Annotated in this window: 9 protein-coding genes; 8 read left to right on the top strand and 1 reads right to left on the bottom strand. The window is 45.2% G+C overall.

All coding sequences use genetic code 11. The features are described 5' to 3' along the window. The first annotated feature begins 285 nt into the window (after nucleotides 1-285). From QUB56_RS16885 to QUB56_RS16870, 4 genes are all read left to right on the top strand, one after another. On the top strand, nucleotides 286-4,626 hold the full coding sequence (locus tag QUB56_RS16885; protein ID WP_332956637.1) for an amino acid adenylation domain-containing protein: 4,341 nt from the start codon (nucleotides 286-288) through the stop codon (nucleotides 4,624-4,626). A gap of 123 nt (nucleotides 4,627-4,749) precedes the next feature. Next, nucleotides 4,750-5,907: an aldo/keto reductase gene (locus QUB56_RS16880; RefSeq protein ID WP_332956634.1), complete on the top strand. Its 1,158-nt coding sequence runs from the start codon at nucleotides 4,750-4,752 to the stop codon at nucleotides 5,905-5,907. Between the two features lie 730 nt (nucleotides 5,908-6,637). Continuing rightward, the gene (locus tag QUB56_RS16875) at nucleotides 6,638-11,926 is read left to right on the top strand and encodes an nSTAND1 domain-containing NTPase (RefSeq protein WP_332956631.1); all 5,289 of its coding nucleotides are present in this window, start codon (nucleotides 6,638-6,640) and stop codon (nucleotides 11,924-11,926) included. Nucleotides 11,927-12,035: 109 nt separating this feature from the next. After that, complete coding sequence (locus tag QUB56_RS16870) at nucleotides 12,036-12,518, top strand: hypothetical protein (protein WP_332956630.1); 483 nt, start codon at nucleotides 12,036-12,038, stop codon at nucleotides 12,516-12,518. On the opposite strand, the gene QUB56_RS16865 is transcribed toward QUB56_RS16870, so the two are convergent. Continuing rightward, complete coding sequence (locus tag QUB56_RS16865) at nucleotides 12,515-12,700, bottom strand: ribbon-helix-helix protein, CopG family (protein WP_332956628.1); 186 nt, start codon at nucleotides 12,698-12,700, stop codon at nucleotides 12,515-12,517. The genes QUB56_RS16870 and QUB56_RS16865 overlap by 4 nt on opposite strands. On the opposite strand from QUB56_RS16865, the gene QUB56_RS16860 reads away from it, so the two are divergent. The 4 genes from QUB56_RS16860 to QUB56_RS16845 are packed head-to-tail and all read left to right on the top strand — an operon-like array spanning nucleotide 12,691 to nucleotide 18,081. After that, nucleotides 12,691-13,233, top strand: a complete 543-nt coding sequence (locus tag QUB56_RS16860; protein WP_332956627.1) for a hypothetical protein — start codon at nucleotides 12,691-12,693, stop codon at nucleotides 13,231-13,233. The two genes, QUB56_RS16865 and QUB56_RS16860, sit on opposite strands and share 10 nt — an antisense overlap. Nucleotides 13,234-13,240: 7 nt before the next feature. Then, complete coding sequence (locus tag QUB56_RS16855; RefSeq protein ID WP_332956626.1) at nucleotides 13,241-13,822, top strand: transposase; 582 nt, start codon at nucleotides 13,241-13,243, stop codon at nucleotides 13,820-13,822. A 27-nt stretch (nucleotides 13,823-13,849) separates the two neighbouring features. Next, entirely contained in the window at nucleotides 13,850-14,326 is a 477-nt protein-coding gene (locus QUB56_RS16850; protein ID WP_332956624.1) for a hypothetical protein, read from the top strand. Further along, complete coding sequence (locus QUB56_RS16845) at nucleotides 14,323-18,081, top strand: SAV_2336 N-terminal domain-related protein (RefSeq protein ID WP_332956623.1); 3,759 nt, start codon at nucleotides 14,323-14,325, stop codon at nucleotides 18,079-18,081. Before QUB56_RS16850 ends, QUB56_RS16845 begins: the two co-directional genes overlap by 4 nt. Nucleotides 18,082-18,138 lie beyond the last annotated feature (57 nt).

Genomic DNA, 18,138 nt, shown 5'->3' with positions numbered 1-18,138 from the left:
ATTCCGCAGAATTAGGCTTTAGGCGGCTCTGCTACGAAGTTATAACTCCAGTAGCAGCCACTTCAACGCCTTTCCCACAGTCGGTTTTAACTGAGATGTTGCACCATTCTCAATTACTTGTTTAGGAACAGGCAAGATGCCTGTTCCACAATAAAATTCATCTCTTGTGGAACAGGAATCTTGCCTGTTCTTGCCAATGGTACAAGATGTGAGTTTTAACGGACTTGAGCTATAACCTTTGGACTTAAGTCCCTGGCGAGCGTAAAACATAAAGCAATATAACCAATGCAAACAATTAATGGATTTCGGCTGTCTCCTCAACAAAAATATCTGTGGCTGTTACAACAAGATAGTCCCGCTTATCGCGCTCAATGTGCGATTTCGATCGAGGGCAATCTCCAAACAAATGCCTTAAAAGCAGCCCTGCAAAAAGTCAGCGATCGCCACGAAATTCTGCGAACCAGCTTTCAGCGACGTTCTGGGATTAAATTTCCGATTCAAGTGATAAACGATCGCAGCTTAATTTCCTGGCAGATAGTTAATCTCGAATGCTTTACCCCGCCAGAACAAGCGGCTAAAATCCCTGAAATTTTTCAAAACGAAAAGCGCTCAGCTTTCAACTTTGAGCAAAATCCAATTTGGCGCTTATCCTTAATTTCTCTATCAGCCAACAGGCACATTTTGCTTGTTAGCCTGCCTTCCCTGTGCGCCGATTCCCGCACCATCAAAAATCTAATTCGAGAAATTAGCCAGTGTTATGCAGCTTGCTTGCAAGGTGAGGAACTGGCCGACGAAGTGGTGCAATATCTTCAATATTCGGAATGGCAGAATGAATTGATTGAGGATGAAGAGGCGGCAGAGGGCAAAAAATATTGGACCGATCGGGATTACTCGGCCCTAGCGAGTTTAAAATTGCCTTTTGCCAATAAAAATAGCAGCGCGTCCGATCCATTTGAACCGAAATTTTTTGAGGTTAAAATAGAACTGAGTTTACTAGAAGAAATAGAAGCGATCGCCCGCCGCTACAATACCTCAATATCTGCTTTCTTTCTAGCTTGCTGGAAAACGTTGCTCTGGCGGCGGTTGGGAAAGGTAGAAATCATTATTGGCACCGCATTCGACAATCGCAAATATGAAGAATTAGAGCCAGCACTCGGTCTATTTGCCAAGTTTTTACCGCTTCGCAGCCAACTGCAAGAAAATTTTACCTTTCAGGAATTATGGGAGGAAATTCAGCAATCCCAAAGCGATGCTTATAAATGGCAGGAATATTTCAACCGGGAAGATATAAACGGCTCGCCTGGATTTCCATTTTGTTTTGAGTTTGAGGAACAACTAGAAAAGTATGCGGCAGGTGGCGTATATTTTTCAATTTACCAGCAATATGTCTGCGGCGATCGGTTCAAAGTTAAACTTTCCTGCGCGCGCCGAGAGGATGCTCTCATCGCTGAGTTTCACTACGATCCGGCCTTGATAGGGGAACAAGCGATCCAATGTTTAGCAGAGCAATTCTACACCTTAATAAAAAGTGCAGCTAATCACCCAGAAACCGCTCTCGGCGAGTTGGAAATTCTGAGCGATCGCGCCCGCCACCAAGTCTTAGTTGAGTTCAACCAAACACAGAAAGATTACCCAAAAGACAAGTGCATTCACCAGCTATTTGAGCAACAAGTGGAGCGCGTACCAGATCGCCTTGCGGTTATCTGTGAAAATCAGCAGCTCACTTACCGGGAACTCAACGCCCGCGCCAACCAAATCGCTGATTACCTACAACAATTAGGAGTAAAATCCGCAGGATTAGTGGGAATTTGTGCAGAGCGATCTGTGGATGCGATCGCCGGAATGCTCGGCATTCTCAAAGCAGGCGGCGCGTACTTGCCACTCGATCCGGCCATGCCAAAAGAGCGCCTCGCCTTGATGTTGCAGGATGCTGGAGTGGCAGTGCTATTAACGCAAGAGCATCTCATCAAAAATTTGCCTGAAACTAAGGCATATATCGTTTGCTTAGACGCAGAACTTCCCTCTGTCTCCCCCTCTCCCTCTCCCCCTCTCTCTGGTGAAAATTTAGCTTATGTCATTTATACTTCCGGTTCCACTGGCACGCCAAAGGGAGTGGCAATTGAACACCGATCGCTCGTCAATTACCTTTACAGCATTCAGGAACAGCTAAATCTGCCCTCAGGTGGCAGTTTCGCAACCGTTTCTACCTTAGCAGCAGACTTAGGAAATACAGTAATTTTTCCAGCTTTATGTACGGGAGGAAGCCTGCACATAATTTCCCAGGAACGAGCCACGGATCCAGAGGCGATCGCTGCTTACTTTCAGCAGCATTCCATTGACTGCCTCAAAATCGTTCCCTCCCACCTAAAAGCTTTATTAACCGCTTCTAATCCGGCGCAGGTTTTGCCGAAAAAGCGATTAATCCTTGGCGGCGAGGCCTTAAGTTGGAATTTGCTCGAAACTATTGAGAAATACGCCCCCGACTGTTCAGTTTTCAACCATTACGGGCCAACAGAAGCCACCGTAGGCGTGCTGGCTTATCCCATCAAAGACCGAGAAAATTGCATTTCTGAAACAGTCCCTCTCGGTCGCCCTATCAATAACGCGCAGATTTATTTACTTGATTCGCACTTGCAGCCAGTTGCCATTGGCGTGTCCGGCGAGTTATACATCGGCGGTCTTTCTTTAGCTCGCGGCTATCTAAACAAACCCCAATTAACAGAAGAAAAATTCATCCTCAACCCCTTCGACGCCGAACCAGGAGCGCGTCTGTATAAAACAGGAGATTTGGCTCGGTATTTGCCCGACGGAAATATTGAGTTTTTAGGGCGGACCGACAGCCAAGTGAAACTGCGAGGGTTCCGCATTGAATTGGGGGAAATAGAAGCAGCGCTATCTCAACATTCCGCTGTGCGCGAAGCAGTAGTTTTGCTACTGGAAAATGAACCGGGGAATCAGCGCTTAGTGGCCTATGTTGTACCCGCGAGGGAATCAGCGATCGCTATTAACGAGCTGCGGTCATTTGTAAAAGAAAAACTGCCCGACTACATGGTTCCTTCTGCTTTTGTCGTACTGAAAGGATTGCCGCTCACGGCTAATGGAAAAATAGACCGGCGGGCGCTGCCAGCGCCGGAGGCGGCGAGAGCCGATTTAGCAGATACTTTTGTTGCTCCTAGCACTCCCATTGAGAAAATGCTGGCTGAGATTTGGGCCCAGCTGCTAGGGTCCGAAAAAGTGGGAATTTATGACAATTTCTTTGATTTGGGGGGACATTCATTACTGATTACTCAGTTGCTAGCAAAGGTAAGAGATTCTTTCCAAAAGGAATTGCCCTTGCGCCGTTTCTTTGAAGCGCCTACCATCGCTGCTTTAGCAAAGAATATTGAGGTGAAGCATGGGTCGGATTCTGCGGGCGATCGCACTGCAAGTTTCGATATTAACGCTGAAGTTGTTTTAGATCCGGCAATTCGCCCTGCAACTCCATTGAGCGAGCCAAAAACTGAACCAGCTTGCATTTTCTTAACAGGGGCGACGGGCTTTTTGGGAGCCTTTTTACTCCGCGACCTCTTGCAACAAACTCAAGCAGAAATTTATTGCCTAGTCCGTTCTGCCGATTCACAATCAGCTAAAAAGCGGATTCAAAGCAGCCTCGAATCTTATTTAATTTGGGATGAAAGCAGCAGCGATCGCATTATCCCAATTGCTGGAGATTTGTCTCAACCACTTTTGGGGCTTTCCGAGGAGCAGTTCCAAGTTTTAGCCAGTAAAATTGATGTCATTTACCACAATGGCGCGTTTGTCAAGTTTACTTATCCCTACTCGGTTCTCAAACCCGCTAACGTTTTGGGGACGCAGGAAGTTCTGAGATTGGCGAGTCAAAGCAAGCTAAAACCAGTCCATTTAATTTCTACGATTTCCGTTTTCTCGGCAATGGGAGAATCTGGGATTAAGGTGGTGCCAGAGGAGGATGAGCTCACTCCCGGAGAGGGTCTCGAAGGCGCTTACACTCAGACTAAGTGGGTGGCAGAAAAGTTAGTAGAGGTCGCGCGCGATCGCGGGATTCCTGTTAGCATTTACAGGCCAGGCCGCATTTCTGGGGACAGCCAAACAGGGGCCTGCAATCCCAGCGATTTACTGTACAGGTTAATCGCTGGTTGCGTGCAACTTGGATGTGCGCCCGATGGTGATAAGCTGATGAATGTAGCGCCTGTTGACTATGTGAGCCGAGCGATCGTTCATCTTTCGAGGCAAAAAGAATTGCTCGGAAAGAATTTTCATTTAGTCAACCCTCAGTCTTTTCAAATGAGTGAATTGCTTGGCTGGATTTGCTCAATGGGTTATCCAATCAAACGAGTTTCGTCTGAGGCTTGGCAAGCAGAAATAATCAATCGCGCTGGATATTCTCCAGAAAATGCGTTGTATCCGCTTGTCGGTCTTTTCTCCGAAAAAGTTTCGGAAGCAGAAATGGCTAAATCTGCCACGCTGCAATTCGATTGCCAGAATGCGTTGAAGGGACTTTCTGGAACGGACATTATCTGCCCGCAAGCGGATGCGAGTTTGTTTCGGACTTATTTTTCCTATCTCGTCGATCGCCAGTTAATAGAGGCTCCCAAACATTTGGTCTAAAAATGTAGAGGCGCGAGCGATCGCCCTTCTACCTCGCTCAATTTGAGGAGAATTTTAAATCGAGCATCACTTAGACTTGCGGAAGTCCTGATTAGTTTATTTAACAGAAGGCAAAAGATTTTTATGTTAGAAAGTAGTAATGCGATCGCGATCGCAGGCAGAGCTACCGCAGAAGGAACGGGGCGTTACAGGGAACGGCACACAAAAAACTGTGCAGCCGATCACTTCCGAGAAACTGGTTCCCTCGTTGCCAGCTCGATTGGAATTGGCACTTACCTTGGGGAACCAGATGAGTATACTGACACTCTTGTGGCGTCCGCTGTAGTTGAATCGGTGCGGCGGGGTGCCAACGTAATTGACTCAGCAATCAACTACCGCTACCAGTACGGAGAGCGGAGTGTCGGCAAGGCTATCCGGCGTCTCCTGGAATCGGGAGAGGCTTCAAGAGATGAACTAATTATCTGCACCAAAGGCGGCGTTGTTCCGCATCCAACTCCCAACCATGTAGAGTGGTTTTATCAGCAGTACGTCGAGCCAAGCAACTCTACTGTCAGCATGGCAGATTTGGCCCAGGAGCGTTACTGCATCCACCCAGAATACATTCAAGATCAGCTTAATTGGAGCCTCGCCAACCTCGGCATTGAGACAATAGATGTCTACTATCTCCACAATCCAGAAAAGCTACTTTCTCAAGTTGAACCCGATACTTTTTACAATCGGTTGCGAGAGGTTTTTGAGGTACTTGAAAGTGCGGTTTTAGCTGGAAAAATTGCTAATTACGGTGTGGCAACTTGGAATGCTTTTCGCGTACCTCCAACTGAAAAGTACCATATCGATCTGGCGCGTGCGAAGTCGATTGCTCGGGAAGTAGCTGGGAACAAAGAGGATGCGTTTCGGTTTATCCAGCTTCCTTTGAATATGGGGATGCCGGAAGCAGTGCTAACTCCAACTCAAACAATCGAAGGAGAACAAGTTTCAGTATTGGAAGCTGCCGATCGCTTAGGTATTTGGGCGATCGCCAGTATGTCGCTTTGTCAAGCGCAGGTTATCGGTCGGATCCCACAAAAGATTGCTTCTGCCTTTGGCGATCGCTTGCAGACAGACTGCCAGCGGGCGCTCCAATATACCCGGAGCGCCCCTGGCCTCCTGAGTGCCCTTGTAGGGATGAAAGCGCCAAAACATATAGAAGAGAACCTAGCCGTTGCTGCTGTCGGGCGGCTTGGGAGAGCAAGCTTTCAGGAACTTACTGATTCAATTGTTCAAGTGTTAAACGGAAATTGAATTTCCCCTGGCCGGAGAACGGCTGAACTTAAAATCTTGAATGGCGTTACCGAACCTTAGAATCTGACGGAGTGACAACAAGAGTCGAAAGCTTGATAGAATCAAGGACATAGCCCTCATATCGTTTCCGGTTGGATGGGTACGATCGAGTCAAGGTCAATAATTCCCTCTTCCCCAACGGACCACTCCCAACGAACCATCATTCCGGTGTTACCGGAATTGATATTAGCTGTCAGTTGTCAGTTATCAGTAGCAACCGAATTTGATATTACCAAAATAATTGGGCTGACGGGGTGACAACGCAGATGAAACCTTTATGGGCAAAGCGTTAAGGTTCCTGAACCTCCAAAAAGATATCAGCGATTATACAAAGCTTATTGACAATTATGATTTTGCGATCGCCACCGCTCCTTATTCGACCTTATCTACCCCCGAAAAATTCGCGTAGGCGTAGCCAGCCGCAGGCATCGCACGCACATATCTTTTTTGAGGCCGATCGGCTCAAACCCTTGTCTAATCAGTACCATTCGGGTAAGATTCAAAGCTTAGATGGTACTCAATTCATCTGTGACACCACTGGAGGTAGCTTAGGAGGCGCACACAGCGATATTGCTAAACCAGAAGTTGCACATGCGATTTGGCAAGCTGTACTTGCAAGTAGCACTTAGAGTGTTGCGGTAAATGTTTTACTAACTTGGCTCAATTATTCTTTACCTAAAGGACTAGATTAATGGCTAGATATGCCTTGGTAGTTGGAATCTCTCACTATGAGAGTGAATATTTTGAGAGCCTTAGTAAAGCAATCATTGATGCTAATGCAGTTGCCAAGTTACTGCAGCAAGACAAAAGATATAAGAATGTTGAAGTTCTTACAGGTGAAGTAACTGGAGCCAAGTTAGTTGGAGCATTAAAAACTTTCCTTCAAAAACAGGCAGTTAAGAATGAAGGATTAATTTACTTTACAGGACATGGTTTTACAGTCGTCGATATTGCAGGAGAAACAGAAGGCTATTTAGCAACATCGGATTGTAGTGTAACAATTGAGGATGGTCAGGCTGCGGGGCAGAAGGGCGGTTTACCGCTAACTACCCTCAACAAGCTGATTCATACTTCGGAGCTGAGCAATTTAGTGGTGCTACTGGATGCCTGCCATAGTGGTGCATTTCTTGAACGAGATTTAGTTGAACAATCTTTCAAAGCATTTGGTTCACATACTGATTATTACTTAATTACAGGTTGCCGTACCTTTGAGGAAGGGATAGCCAAGAAGAGAGAGCAACATAGCGTTTTCACTGGAGCCTTAGTTGGTGGTTTGTCTCAGGATAATGCAGACGAGTATGGAAAGGTTACGGGCGATCGCCTCTTCGATTTCATTTATAGAGAACTACGTAGTAGCAAACAAGAGCCGATCCGAATGGGGATTGGACGTTCAATTGTGTTATTGGAATTCCCCTCTCGGACTAAAGCTGTTACAGCGATTTTGGATGAGAAGGGAGAGGTTATCTGTCCCTATCAGGGGTTACAAGCTTTTGATCGCAACCAGAAAGAATTTTTCTTTGGGCGCAAGCGGTTGGTAGAGGCGATTAAGCAGAACCTAGACAAATCGCCTTTTATTCCAGTGATTGGAGCCTCTGGTAGCGGCAAGTCGTCTGTTGTGAGGGCTGGATTAATTCCTTGGCTAGAGGAGGAAGGTAACTGGCAAATCCTGGCTCCAATCAAACCAGGGTTTGAGCCTTTAGTTGAGTTTAGAGGAGCATTCAAATCCTTCTTTAGATTAAAGGATGAAAAACAACTCAAAGAATTTATTGAGGATGAAGATAAGTATCCAAAAGGTTTAGCTAACATCGTTGAGCGATTACCTGGCACTGAGCAATTTTTGCTTGTGATAGACCAGTTTGAAGAAGTATTTACAGTCTGTTCTGATGAGGAGGAACGTCAACGATTTATTCAATTGATTACTCAAGTTGCTGAAATTCCTAATTGTCGTTTGTCAGTTGTGACAACTATGCGGGCTGATTTCTTGGAACCCTGTTTGCGCTACCCCTCACTGTATCAGCAGATTCAGAAACAAGCTTTGTTCATGCCGCCTTTAGCAGGGATTGACTTGAGGGATGCGATTACGGAACCTGCTCGATGCCAGGGTTATACCTTTGAAGAAGAATTAGTCTTTAGGATTCTGGAAGATGTCGGGAAAGAGCCGGGATTTTTACCGTTGTTAGAGTTTGCTCTAACAAAACTATGGCAGAAGCGAGACCAAGAAAAGCATCTACTGACACTAGAAGAATACAACAAGTTGGGGGGATTAGCTGGAGCATTAGACATCCATGCAGAGCAGGTTTATCGTCATCGAGATTTTGAGATTGATTCTCCAATTGATAAACGGAAGGAAAAGGAGCAAGACTGGATTAAGAACATATTCTTGCGATTGGTACGAACTGGAGAACAGGAGAAGGATACTCGACAACGACAACCGAAATCGACGCTGCTAGTTATTGCAGGTGATGAACAAGAAGCCTTAAGTGAGCTATTGGAGGGAGAAGAAGGCTTAGTACAAGGACGTTTGCTGGTTACTGGTCAGGATACACAAGATGCAGAACCTTGGGTAGATCTTGCTCATGAAGCTTTAATTGAGGGATGGCATCGATTAGCCAAGTGGCGTAAAGAGACCAGGGATTTACGACGGCTAATCGATCGACTAGAGGACGCTCTACGAGAATGGAAGAAAGATCCCAAAGATGACAATCTGATGATGGGGGGACTGCTGGCTCAGGTTCGAGAGAAATGGCAAGACTTAGAAGACGGCTTGTCTCATGCAGCTAAAGAATTTTTTCAGAAGAGCGATTCTCGTGACCAGGAAAAAATTATCGCTCTTCAACAAGCTTTATTAAGAGAACAGGCAGCAAGAGTGAATGACCTGCTCTCTACGGAACCAGTCAATGGCTTGGTTATGGCGATTCAGGCAACCGATAAAAGTTTAGAGCTTTTAGGAGAAGTTTTCAGCCCAGTCCAAACTAGCCTACACAGGGCTGTAAAAGTTGCTCGCGAGAAGAACTGCTTTAGAGGACACCAGAGTTGGGTAAATTGTGCTGCTTTTATTCCTAACACCGATTTAATTGCTAGTGGCAGTGATGATAAAACCATTCAGTTGTGGAACCTTCAAGGTGAGCCTACTGGAGAACCCTTTAAAGGGCATGAATCTGCTATTAGATATATTGCAGTCAGCCCTAAAGGCGACTGTATAGCTAGCTGTGGCAACGACAAAACAATTCGCTTATGGAATCTTCAGGGCATATGCATTAAAGAGCCTTTTAGAGGGCATGAAGATGATGTTATTTCAATTGCTTTCAGCCCAGATGGACAATATATAGTCAGTGGTAGTCGAGATAATACGATTAGACTATGGAATTTGCAGGGCAAGCAGGTAGGTAAGCCTTTTAGAGGACATGAAGATTTAGTGGGATCAGTTGCTTTCAGCCCAGATGGACAATATATAGTCAGTGGTAGTCAAGACAATACGATTAGACTGTGGGATTTGCAGGGCAAGCAGGTAGGTGAGCCTTTTAGAGGACATGAGGAGAGGGTGGCAGCAGTTACCTTCAGCCCAGATGGACAATATATAGTCAGTGGTAGTCGAGATAAGACGATTAGACTGTGGAATTTGAAGGGCAAGCAGGTAGGTGAGCCTTTTAGAGGGTATGGAGCAGCTGTTTTCTGTGTGTCTTTCAGTTTAAATGGACAATACATTATTAGTGGTGGTGAAGATAGAACCATAAGGGTATGGAACCTTAAGGGAGAGAAGATTGGAAAGACTATTCAGGGACATCAGGGAGCTATAAACTCTGCTGTTTCTAGTGCAGATGGTAGTTACATTCTTAGTGCGAGCGAAGATAAAACAATTCGCCTATGGGATTTTCAAGATTTCTCGAATGGAAGACAATTCCAAGAAGGAGGAACAGTAGCCGTTGCTTTCAGTCCAGATAGTCAATGTATTGTTAGTGCTGAAAAAGATGGTGTGCAGCTTTGGGACTTGGATGGTACCCAAATCAATGGATTTTTTGAAGAAAGCGAAGGCGTTAGCTTTATTGCTTTCAGCCCAACAGGACAAAATATTGTTGGTGGAAAAGGTTGGAATACCATTGTTTGGGATTTGAGCGGCAATTTAGTTAGTAAATCCTTTGATGATGGGCACGACGATTTTATTAGTTCGGTCGCCGTTAGTCCTGATGGACAATGTATTGCTAGCAGCAGTAATGATGGAACGATTCGGCTGTGGAACCTACAAGGGAAACAGATTCGTGAGCCTTTCTATGGACATCTAGTAATAGTACGGAAAGGTAGGGGATATCCTGGTTCAGGACGTGGAGGTGTTAGAGGTTTCTCCCCAGAAAGAGATATAAGTGTTGGAAGTTCGTATACAAATTCTGTAACGACATCCGTAACAGCATCTGTTAGCTCAATTGCATTCAGCCCTGACGGTCAATACATTGTTAGTGGTGGTGGCGATGCCACTATCCGACTGTGGGACTTACAAGGCAATCAAGTTGGAGAACCCTTCTATGGTCACAGAGACGGTGTCCATTGTGTAGCATTCAGTCCTGACGGTCAATACATTGTTAGTGGTGGTGATGATGCCACTATCCGACTGTGGGACTTACAAGGCAATCAAGTCGGAGAATCCTTCTACGGTCACGTATACTCAGTCAATTCAGTAGCTTTTAGTCCCGATAGTCAGTACATCGTTACTGCTGGGATGGATGGTTCTGTGCGAGTTTGGGATCTACGAGGTAATCCAGTAGGTGAGCCATTACAGGAAAAATATGACGCTCGTTCTGTCGCTTTTAGCCCAAATGGTCAATACATAATTAGCTGTAGTGAATATAGAGGTATTTCATTATGGAAATTTGAGAACTGGAGGAGTTGGCTAAAGGTGGCTTGTGAGCGTCTACAAGATCATTCTGTTCTTAAAAACAGTTGTCCTCAAGAAGCACAAGCAGTTTGTGAAGTTTGCCAGAGAAATAGTTTTAGTGATACGGCAATAGCTCAAGATCTAGTTAACCAAGGAAAACTTCTAGCTTATAGAAAAGATTTTAAGGCGGCTATCAATAAATTTCAAAAAGCGTTGGAACTAGATCCGAACTTGAACTTAGAGCCAGAGGTGGAAGTAAGGCGACCAGAAGCCTTACTCCGACTTATGCAAGGTAGGTTATTGGCATTAAAGCTAGAGATGGGAGCAGCATTAACTAAGTTTCAAGAAGCTTTAGAATTAGTTCCTGACTTACTTCTTGATTCGAGATCCGAATTGCAGCGCCTTGCTGTTCCACCTCTCTTAAAACAGGGAAAAGCTTTAGCTGAAGATGTTAATGTTTCGGAGGCGATCGCTAAGTTCAAGCAAGCTATAGAGTTAGACCCCACTTTAGACCTGAATCCAGAAACTGAAGCAGGACGATTAGCTGCTGCTACTTTAGTTAGCCAAGCTAAAAAGCTAGTAGATGATTTAGAGATAGAGGAGGCAATCGCTAAATTTCACCAAGCATTAGAACTAAACCCATCTCTAAATTTAAATCCAGAGGCAGAGGCAAAACGACTTAAACAGCTAATGACAGTGCCTGAACTTTTAGCAGGAGGTAAAAAACTTGTTCAAAAAGGGAAGGTGCAGGAAGCATTAGTAATTTATACAGAAGCTCAAACTCTCGATCGCTCTTTAGTAATACCACGTAATGTTTGGGATGAGCTTTGCCGCTCCTCTATCTTACACGGTTATGTTACTAATCCTGAGATCCTAGCTGTCTGTGATATAGCAGTTAATTCTGAGCCTGAAAACCCTAAATATCGGGATACTCGAGGTATGGCAAGAGCGTTAGCTGGTGACTTTGAAGGAGCCATAGAAGATTTTCAGCTAAATATCAATCGCTCATTGAGTCCAAGAGGTAACGCAAAGCGTAAACAATGGATTGAAGCTCTACAAAAGGATAAAAATTCTGTTACATTTGAATACCTAAAAGAAATGTTTGATGAGTGAATGTATTTATTGTATAAGCATGAAACTTAGCAAATACGCATTGCCTCAATTCGTAGAGCCAATCACTAAATGACACTAAATACAATTCCAATAGTTGATAGGGAAAGCAATGACTGAAGACCTTTTATATTTCAATGGTATTAATGGCGCAACAGGAGAATACCTTCTTCCTCCGCTTCCACCCAAACAAATTTCTAAAATTGCTCGGGGGGATAAAATTGACCAACTTGAGCTGATTGAGTTACAGCAACGCTGGGAGCGATCGCAAGACCAGCCGATGGGTCTTGTGGAAGGTAAAGACCCTAAGAATTTAGCTGAGGCGGGTTGGGGCGTAATTTTTGCCTACGAGTACAAAAATTTTAATTACACAGCAGAAGAACTGAAAAATGCCTTAAGTGAATTGCTCGAACACCGATGTAAACAAGCATCAAAGGATAAAGAGCATTACTACAAAGAGTTTATAGGACCAAAGGCATACCGCTCTGGAGAATCAAAACAGAAGTTTCTGGAACGTCATAGAGTAGGGCCCGGTCCTGCAAATCCGGAAAAAATGCCTTACCGAAAAAATGGGTCTAAAGCCCCGTCCTTCTAGGACGGCTTTTTCTTAATCTTAAGGCTTCTAATAAGTTCTCTTAGGACATCCGATTTAGATATTCCTGTTGATTTGCAATAGGTTTCTAACTTTTCAAACTCTTCATCAGTAAGCCTGAAAAATCTACTCTTTTTTATCGCACAAGTATATCTATATGATATACAATGGTAGCATGAAAACATTGAAGTTCAAACTCTATCAAAGCCAACGTAATAAGCACCTCAAGCGGTCGATTAATGCTGCCGGGGTGATTTATAACCATTGCGTTGTACTTCACAAGCGGTACTACCGAATGTGGGGTAAGCATTTGAATTGTGCAAAACTTCAGAGTCATATTGCCAAGCTGAGAAACCGTAAAGCATTCTGGCAATCAGTAGGATCTCAGGCAGTACAGGATATCTGTCAACGCATTGAGAAAGCCTACCAACAGTTCTTTAAGCACCACAAGAAAGGGGTTAAACCAGCGGGATTTAAAAAGGTAAGGCGATACAAATCATTCACCCTGAAACAAGCTGGCTACAAATTCTTAGGCGGCAATCGGCTCAAGATTGGGAATCGTGTTTATCAATACTGGAAATCTAGAGAAATAGAGGGTACTGTCAAGACTCTGACTATTAAGCGCACACCGCTAGGTGAGCTATTCATAGTTGTTGTGGTTGACAGCGTTGAAGCACCTGAAACCAAATTCGAGACGAGTAGAATCGCGCTCATTTGATTTTGGCTTGAAAACGTTCCTCACCTGCTCAGATGGTTCCAAAATTGAATCACCGCAATTCCTGAAACAATCGCTCAATGCCATCAAAAAAGCCAGTCGTCAGCATTCCAAAAAACGGAAAGGATCAGCCAACCGGGAACGAACCAGATTAAACCTGGTACGCAAGCATGAGGACGTGACCAATCGCCGCTCTGATTGGTTCTGGAAACTCGCTCATGAGCTAACAAACCAGTTTGATGTCTTGTGCTTTGAGACGCTGAATCTCAAGGGAATGCAGCGTCTTTGGGGGCGCAAAATCTCAGACCTTGCGTTTGGGGAATTCTTGAAAATTCTTGAATGGGTTGCGACCAAAAAAGGAAAAGAAGTGGTCTTCATCGACCGTTGGTATCCGAGTTCTAAAACCTGCTCGAATTGTGGACACGTCTTAAAAGAGTTGGATTTGGACACGAGAGAATGGCGTTGTCCGTCCTGTCAATCAGTGAATGGCAGAGACGAAAACGCCGCAATAAATATTTGTGCGGTTGGGGCATCGACCGCTAAGTTAGGCAATGTTAGACAGGCTACGCCTGCAATTGCTGTCAGAGCTTAGAATCCCCGTGCGTTCACGCCGGGGAGTATGTCAACAAATGACTTACTCAATCTCTTCGAGGAAGGAGAATTTGAGATCCCTGAGTTAGCCCGCTTACCTGAGGAACTCAAACAAATTTCTGTCAGAACATACGATGACAAGAGCGCAGAAGTTGAAGCTGGGAAAGTGCGTTGTAGTTCGTTCCCGTTCATTATCCTAACGAGTAATGGTGAGCGCGACTTTCCACCTGCATTCCTTCGACGTTGCCTAAGGTTAACCATCAAAGAGCCAGATAAGGACGATCTAGAGAAGATTGTCAAAGCTCATTTGGGCGATGATGTCATGAAAGAGGCTGAACCTTTAATTGACAATTTCCTCAAATTACGGGATAGAGGTGAACTGGCAACCGATCAATTATTAAATGCCATCTATCTAGTGACCCGCGAACACAGTCCTCAAGGAGCCGATCGAGATAACTTAATTAATGTACTGCTGAAATACCTAACGAGTGCCGAGGATGCATGATTAGCCGTTTACTGGATGCCCTTAATAAGATTGGACTAAACCCAGACGGCGAAGAAATCGCTGATATTCTTTGGCTCGCATTACAAATGCGGATATCGGAACCCGATCGGGTACATCAAGACCAAGTTAACCAACCTGATAGCCAGGAGGCATCCAGCTCAGATAATTTAGATAGTGACTCCGAAATAGTCCCTCCTCAGCCTCAATTTCCAAAGCGAACTCCTGCACCTGTTAAGAAGACGACACCAAGTGCGCCTCTATATACCAATAATATTGGAGCAGAACAGGGTAGCCTAACATTTAAGACTCCATCAGCACCGTCTTTACAAGAGCCACTGCAACTTGGAAAAGCCCTCCGACCATTGATGCGCCGAGTACAATCTCGTACTGAGACTGTGCTCGACGAGGTTGCAACGGCTGAACGAATTGCAGAAGAAAAAATCCTGGTACCAGTACTTAAACCGGCTCGAGAGCGTTGGCTTGACCTGGCTTTAATTGCGGATGAATCACCGTCAATGGGAATCTGGAGACGAACTGTTTTTGAGCTGCAACGCTTGTTAGAACGGCATGGTGCCTTCCGTAACGTGCAGACTTGGGGACTGCTGACTACTGAAAAGGGACAGATTCGACTTCGTTCAGGAATAGGAGCAGCAGCACGCAGCCGACGTTTACATAGCCCCAATGAATTGGTAGATCCAATCGGTCAACGTTTGTTCTTAGTAGTGAGCGATTGCGTGTCATCCATGTGGCGAGATGGCACTGTGACAGAAGCCCTAATCCCTTGGGTTAAAAGCGGACCACTAGCGATCGTTCAGATGTTGCCGGAACAGCTATGGGAGAGAACTGCTTTAGGATTGTCGGCAGCAGTGCAGTTGCGTTCTCTGAACCCAGGCACTCCAAACCAAAAGCTGATAGCAGAGGGCATAGATTCATGGGATGTCGTAGACCTTGAGTCTGGCTTAAAGGTTCCAGTGGTGACCTTGGAACCAGAATCCTTGTCAAGATGGGCACAGATGGTGGTAGGTGCAGGTGGTGCTAAGACCGCAGGATTCATCATCGAGCTTCCACCCACTGTAGGCTCAAAAAATAATATTGCTCAGGAGGAGCAGTCTGCCCCTACCTTGTCTGCTGAACAGCGCGTTCATCGCTTCCTGAATGCTGCCTCACCTGTAGCTCGCAGTTTGGCCGGTTTATTAGCTGCTGCTCCAGTAATTAGCCTGCCAATACTGCGACTGATTCAGAGAACGATGTTGCAGCAGTCGAGGCAAGTACATATTGCTGAGGTCTTTCTCGGTGGCATACTTAAGCCTGAGTCATCAATAGACATTCACACCGATCCAGACTACGTTCAATATGGTTTTGTAGATGAAAAGATACGATCGATACTTCTTGATGCAAGTCCTCTATCCAGTTCCACTAAAGTCCTACATGAGGTTTCTGATTTTGTAGCCAAACGCGCTGGGTTATCGCTTCAGGAATTCATGGCGATTCTACAAGATCCAACTCTACCCAGAACTGAGGCTATTAGCGATCGGGTTCGACCCTTTGCGCTAGTGACAGCTCAAGTTTTGAAACGGCTTGGCGGTGAGTACATTCATGTGGCTGAGCGCTTAGAGCAGAAATTTGACAAACCTCAGGAAGTAGTAGATGTCGAATCTGCACCTCAGCTATATGCGCTGTTGATTGGTATTGATTATTACCTGCCTAATAAATTGCCTGATGGCGTTTCGTATCAAAGTCTAAGGGGATGTGTACGGGATATCAATCAGGTAGAGACATTTCTGCGAAGTCAGCTAGGTGTGTCGGAAGAATGCATTTTGAAGTTAACATCCTCCAATACCGACGGCAGCAATCAACCACCTGAACCACCTGAATGTTGGCCAACTTACGAAAATATGGTCGCAGCATTCAAACAGCTCACCGAAATGGCACAGCCAGGAGATCGAGTTTACATTCACTACAGTGGTCACGGAGGCCGTACAGTGACGCTCTATCCTCATTTAAAGGGAGAGGGTGGAATGGATACAGCATTTGTGCCAGTTGACATCGCTGCTCCGCAAGGTGGTTATTTCCGAGATATTGAATTTGAGTTCATCTTGAAAAAGATGGTAAATAAAGGACTCATTGTTACTGTTGTAGTGGATTGCCCTTACGCTGGTGGTATGGTTGGGGGCGATAGTGATGTGCGTACAATTGAAATTGCTCTTCATCCTACACAGAGCTTAGTGGCAGCCAACGATGAATTAGCTGCAAATAGGATAAATTTGACGCAAGAAAGGATAGACAGCAGCCAAGCTCCTGCTTCCAGAAACTATGTCATCCTTGCAGCCTGCCGACCGGATGAACAGGCTTATGAGTATGCATTCAAGGGCGACGAGAGAAACGGTGTGCTTACCTATTGGTTTTTAGATTCACTAAGGGCGATGGGTCTTGGCATTACTTACAAGCAACTCTATGACCGCATCTTTGCTAAAGTTCACAGTCAGTTCCCGAGCCAGACACCACAACTTTTCGGTGAGGGGGATCGTATTGTTTTCGGAAGCGATCGCATCTCTATCCAAGATACTGTAACAGTTATGCAGGTAGATGAGAAACAGAAGCAAGTCACTTTAAATGCAGGACGTGCTCAGGGATTAAGTAGCGGTACGCGATTTGCTATTTATCCACTCAACACAACAAACTTTTCTAATAAGCAATTGCAACTGGCAATTATTGAAGTTACCGATTTTGAATCATCTGGCGCGGTTGCCAGGGTTTTGGAGGAAGTGGATGGTGGCATTGGAGTTAAAGGGCAGATCGAGCAAGGTGCCCCTGCTGTCATATTATCTGCACCAGTGGATCTGGCTCGTCGAGTTCGCCTGTTCGATCGTAAAAAACTTGGGGATGCAGAAAATGAGTTGCCGACTCAGCAACTGGTGAATCAACAAAAAGATGCTCTAGATAAGGTTCGGCAAGCTTTAGCGGAAAATGGTTGGGTGGTTGAAGTCCAGGGAGAGGAAGAAGCCTATTATCAGGTGGCGATCTCTCAGCAAGGTGAATATGAAATTTGCATTGGGATGCCGATTAAAAACTTAAATCCTCCTCTCTCGATCGGCGATCCTAAAGCACCGAAAGAGGTTGTCAAACGGCTGGTGCATTTGGCTAAGTACCAGGCGGTTCAAGAATTAGACAACCCAGACTCTGAGTTGAAGGATCGTCTTGAATTCGTGTTGCTAGACGAGAAAAAACAACCTTTGCCTGACCAGAGCAATATTACCTTAAAGCAGGATACGCTAGTGTTTCTGCGAGTCCAAAATAACTCTTCCCGCACGCTTAACGTAGCCGTGCTTGACCTTGAACCAACCTGGGCAATCTCGCAAATTCCCCTGGGAGGAATGGATGCCGCCTTCAATCAATTAACACCTTATGAAACAGTGGACACTAAACTACGCTGCCAACTGCCTGAGGGCAAAGAGTACGATCGAGCTATGGAAGTCCTCAAACTATTTGCCACAATAGAGCCTGCTGATTTCGGTTGGTTAATACTACCGTCCTTGGATAAGGACTCCTTGGATAACGAGCTCGAAGGGCATCACGAAGCGACTCGTGGCATTCAGAGTACATTTAGCAAATTGCTGGAAGCCGGTGGTGAAGTTCCCAATGTTCCACCATCCTTAAAACGTAGTTCCTTAAAACGTAGTGCTGTGTATACCCCCGATCCCAACGCTGAATGGGTAACGAAACAAATTGTAATTACTGGTAGTGCTTTTTTGTAAAGGGCGGAGAAAAATAGTAAAATAGAGCGACGATCGTGAAAGAGGAATGATGGAATG

It is taken from the genome of Microcoleus sp. AR_TQ3_B6 (assembly GCF_036702785.1).
In the GTDB taxonomy this organism is placed as follows: Bacteria; Cyanobacteriota; Cyanobacteriia; order Cyanobacteriales; family Microcoleaceae; genus Microcoleus.
Note: the sequence above shows the minus strand (reverse complement) of the source record. Positions and strands in the feature narration are given on the sequence as shown.

Bases quoted from the DNA above. Each gene is read 5' to 3' on its own strand.
- QUB56_RS16860 (WP_332956627.1), top strand. From the start codon at position 12,691: ATGAAAACATTGAAGTTCAAACTCTATCAAAGCCAACGTAATAAGCAC.
- QUB56_RS16880 (WP_332956634.1), top strand. From the start codon at position 4,750: ATGTTAGAAAGTAGTAATGCGATCGCGATCGCAGGCAGAGCTACCGCA.
- QUB56_RS16865 (WP_332956628.1), bottom strand. From the start codon at position 12,700: ATGTTTTCATGCTACCATTGTATATCATATAGATATACTTGTGCGATA.
- QUB56_RS16885 (WP_332956637.1), top strand. From the start codon at position 286: ATGCAAACAATTAATGGATTTCGGCTGTCTCCTCAACAAAAATATCTG.
- QUB56_RS16870 (WP_332956630.1), top strand. From the start codon at position 12,036: ATGACTGAAGACCTTTTATATTTCAATGGTATTAATGGCGCAACAGGA.
- QUB56_RS16850 (WP_332956624.1), top strand. From the start codon at position 13,850: ATGTCAACAAATGACTTACTCAATCTCTTCGAGGAAGGAGAATTTGAG.
- QUB56_RS16845 (WP_332956623.1), top strand. From the start codon at position 14,323: ATGATTAGCCGTTTACTGGATGCCCTTAATAAGATTGGACTAAACCCA.
- QUB56_RS16875 (WP_332956631.1), top strand. From the start codon at position 6,638: ATGGCTAGATATGCCTTGGTAGTTGGAATCTCTCACTATGAGAGTGAA.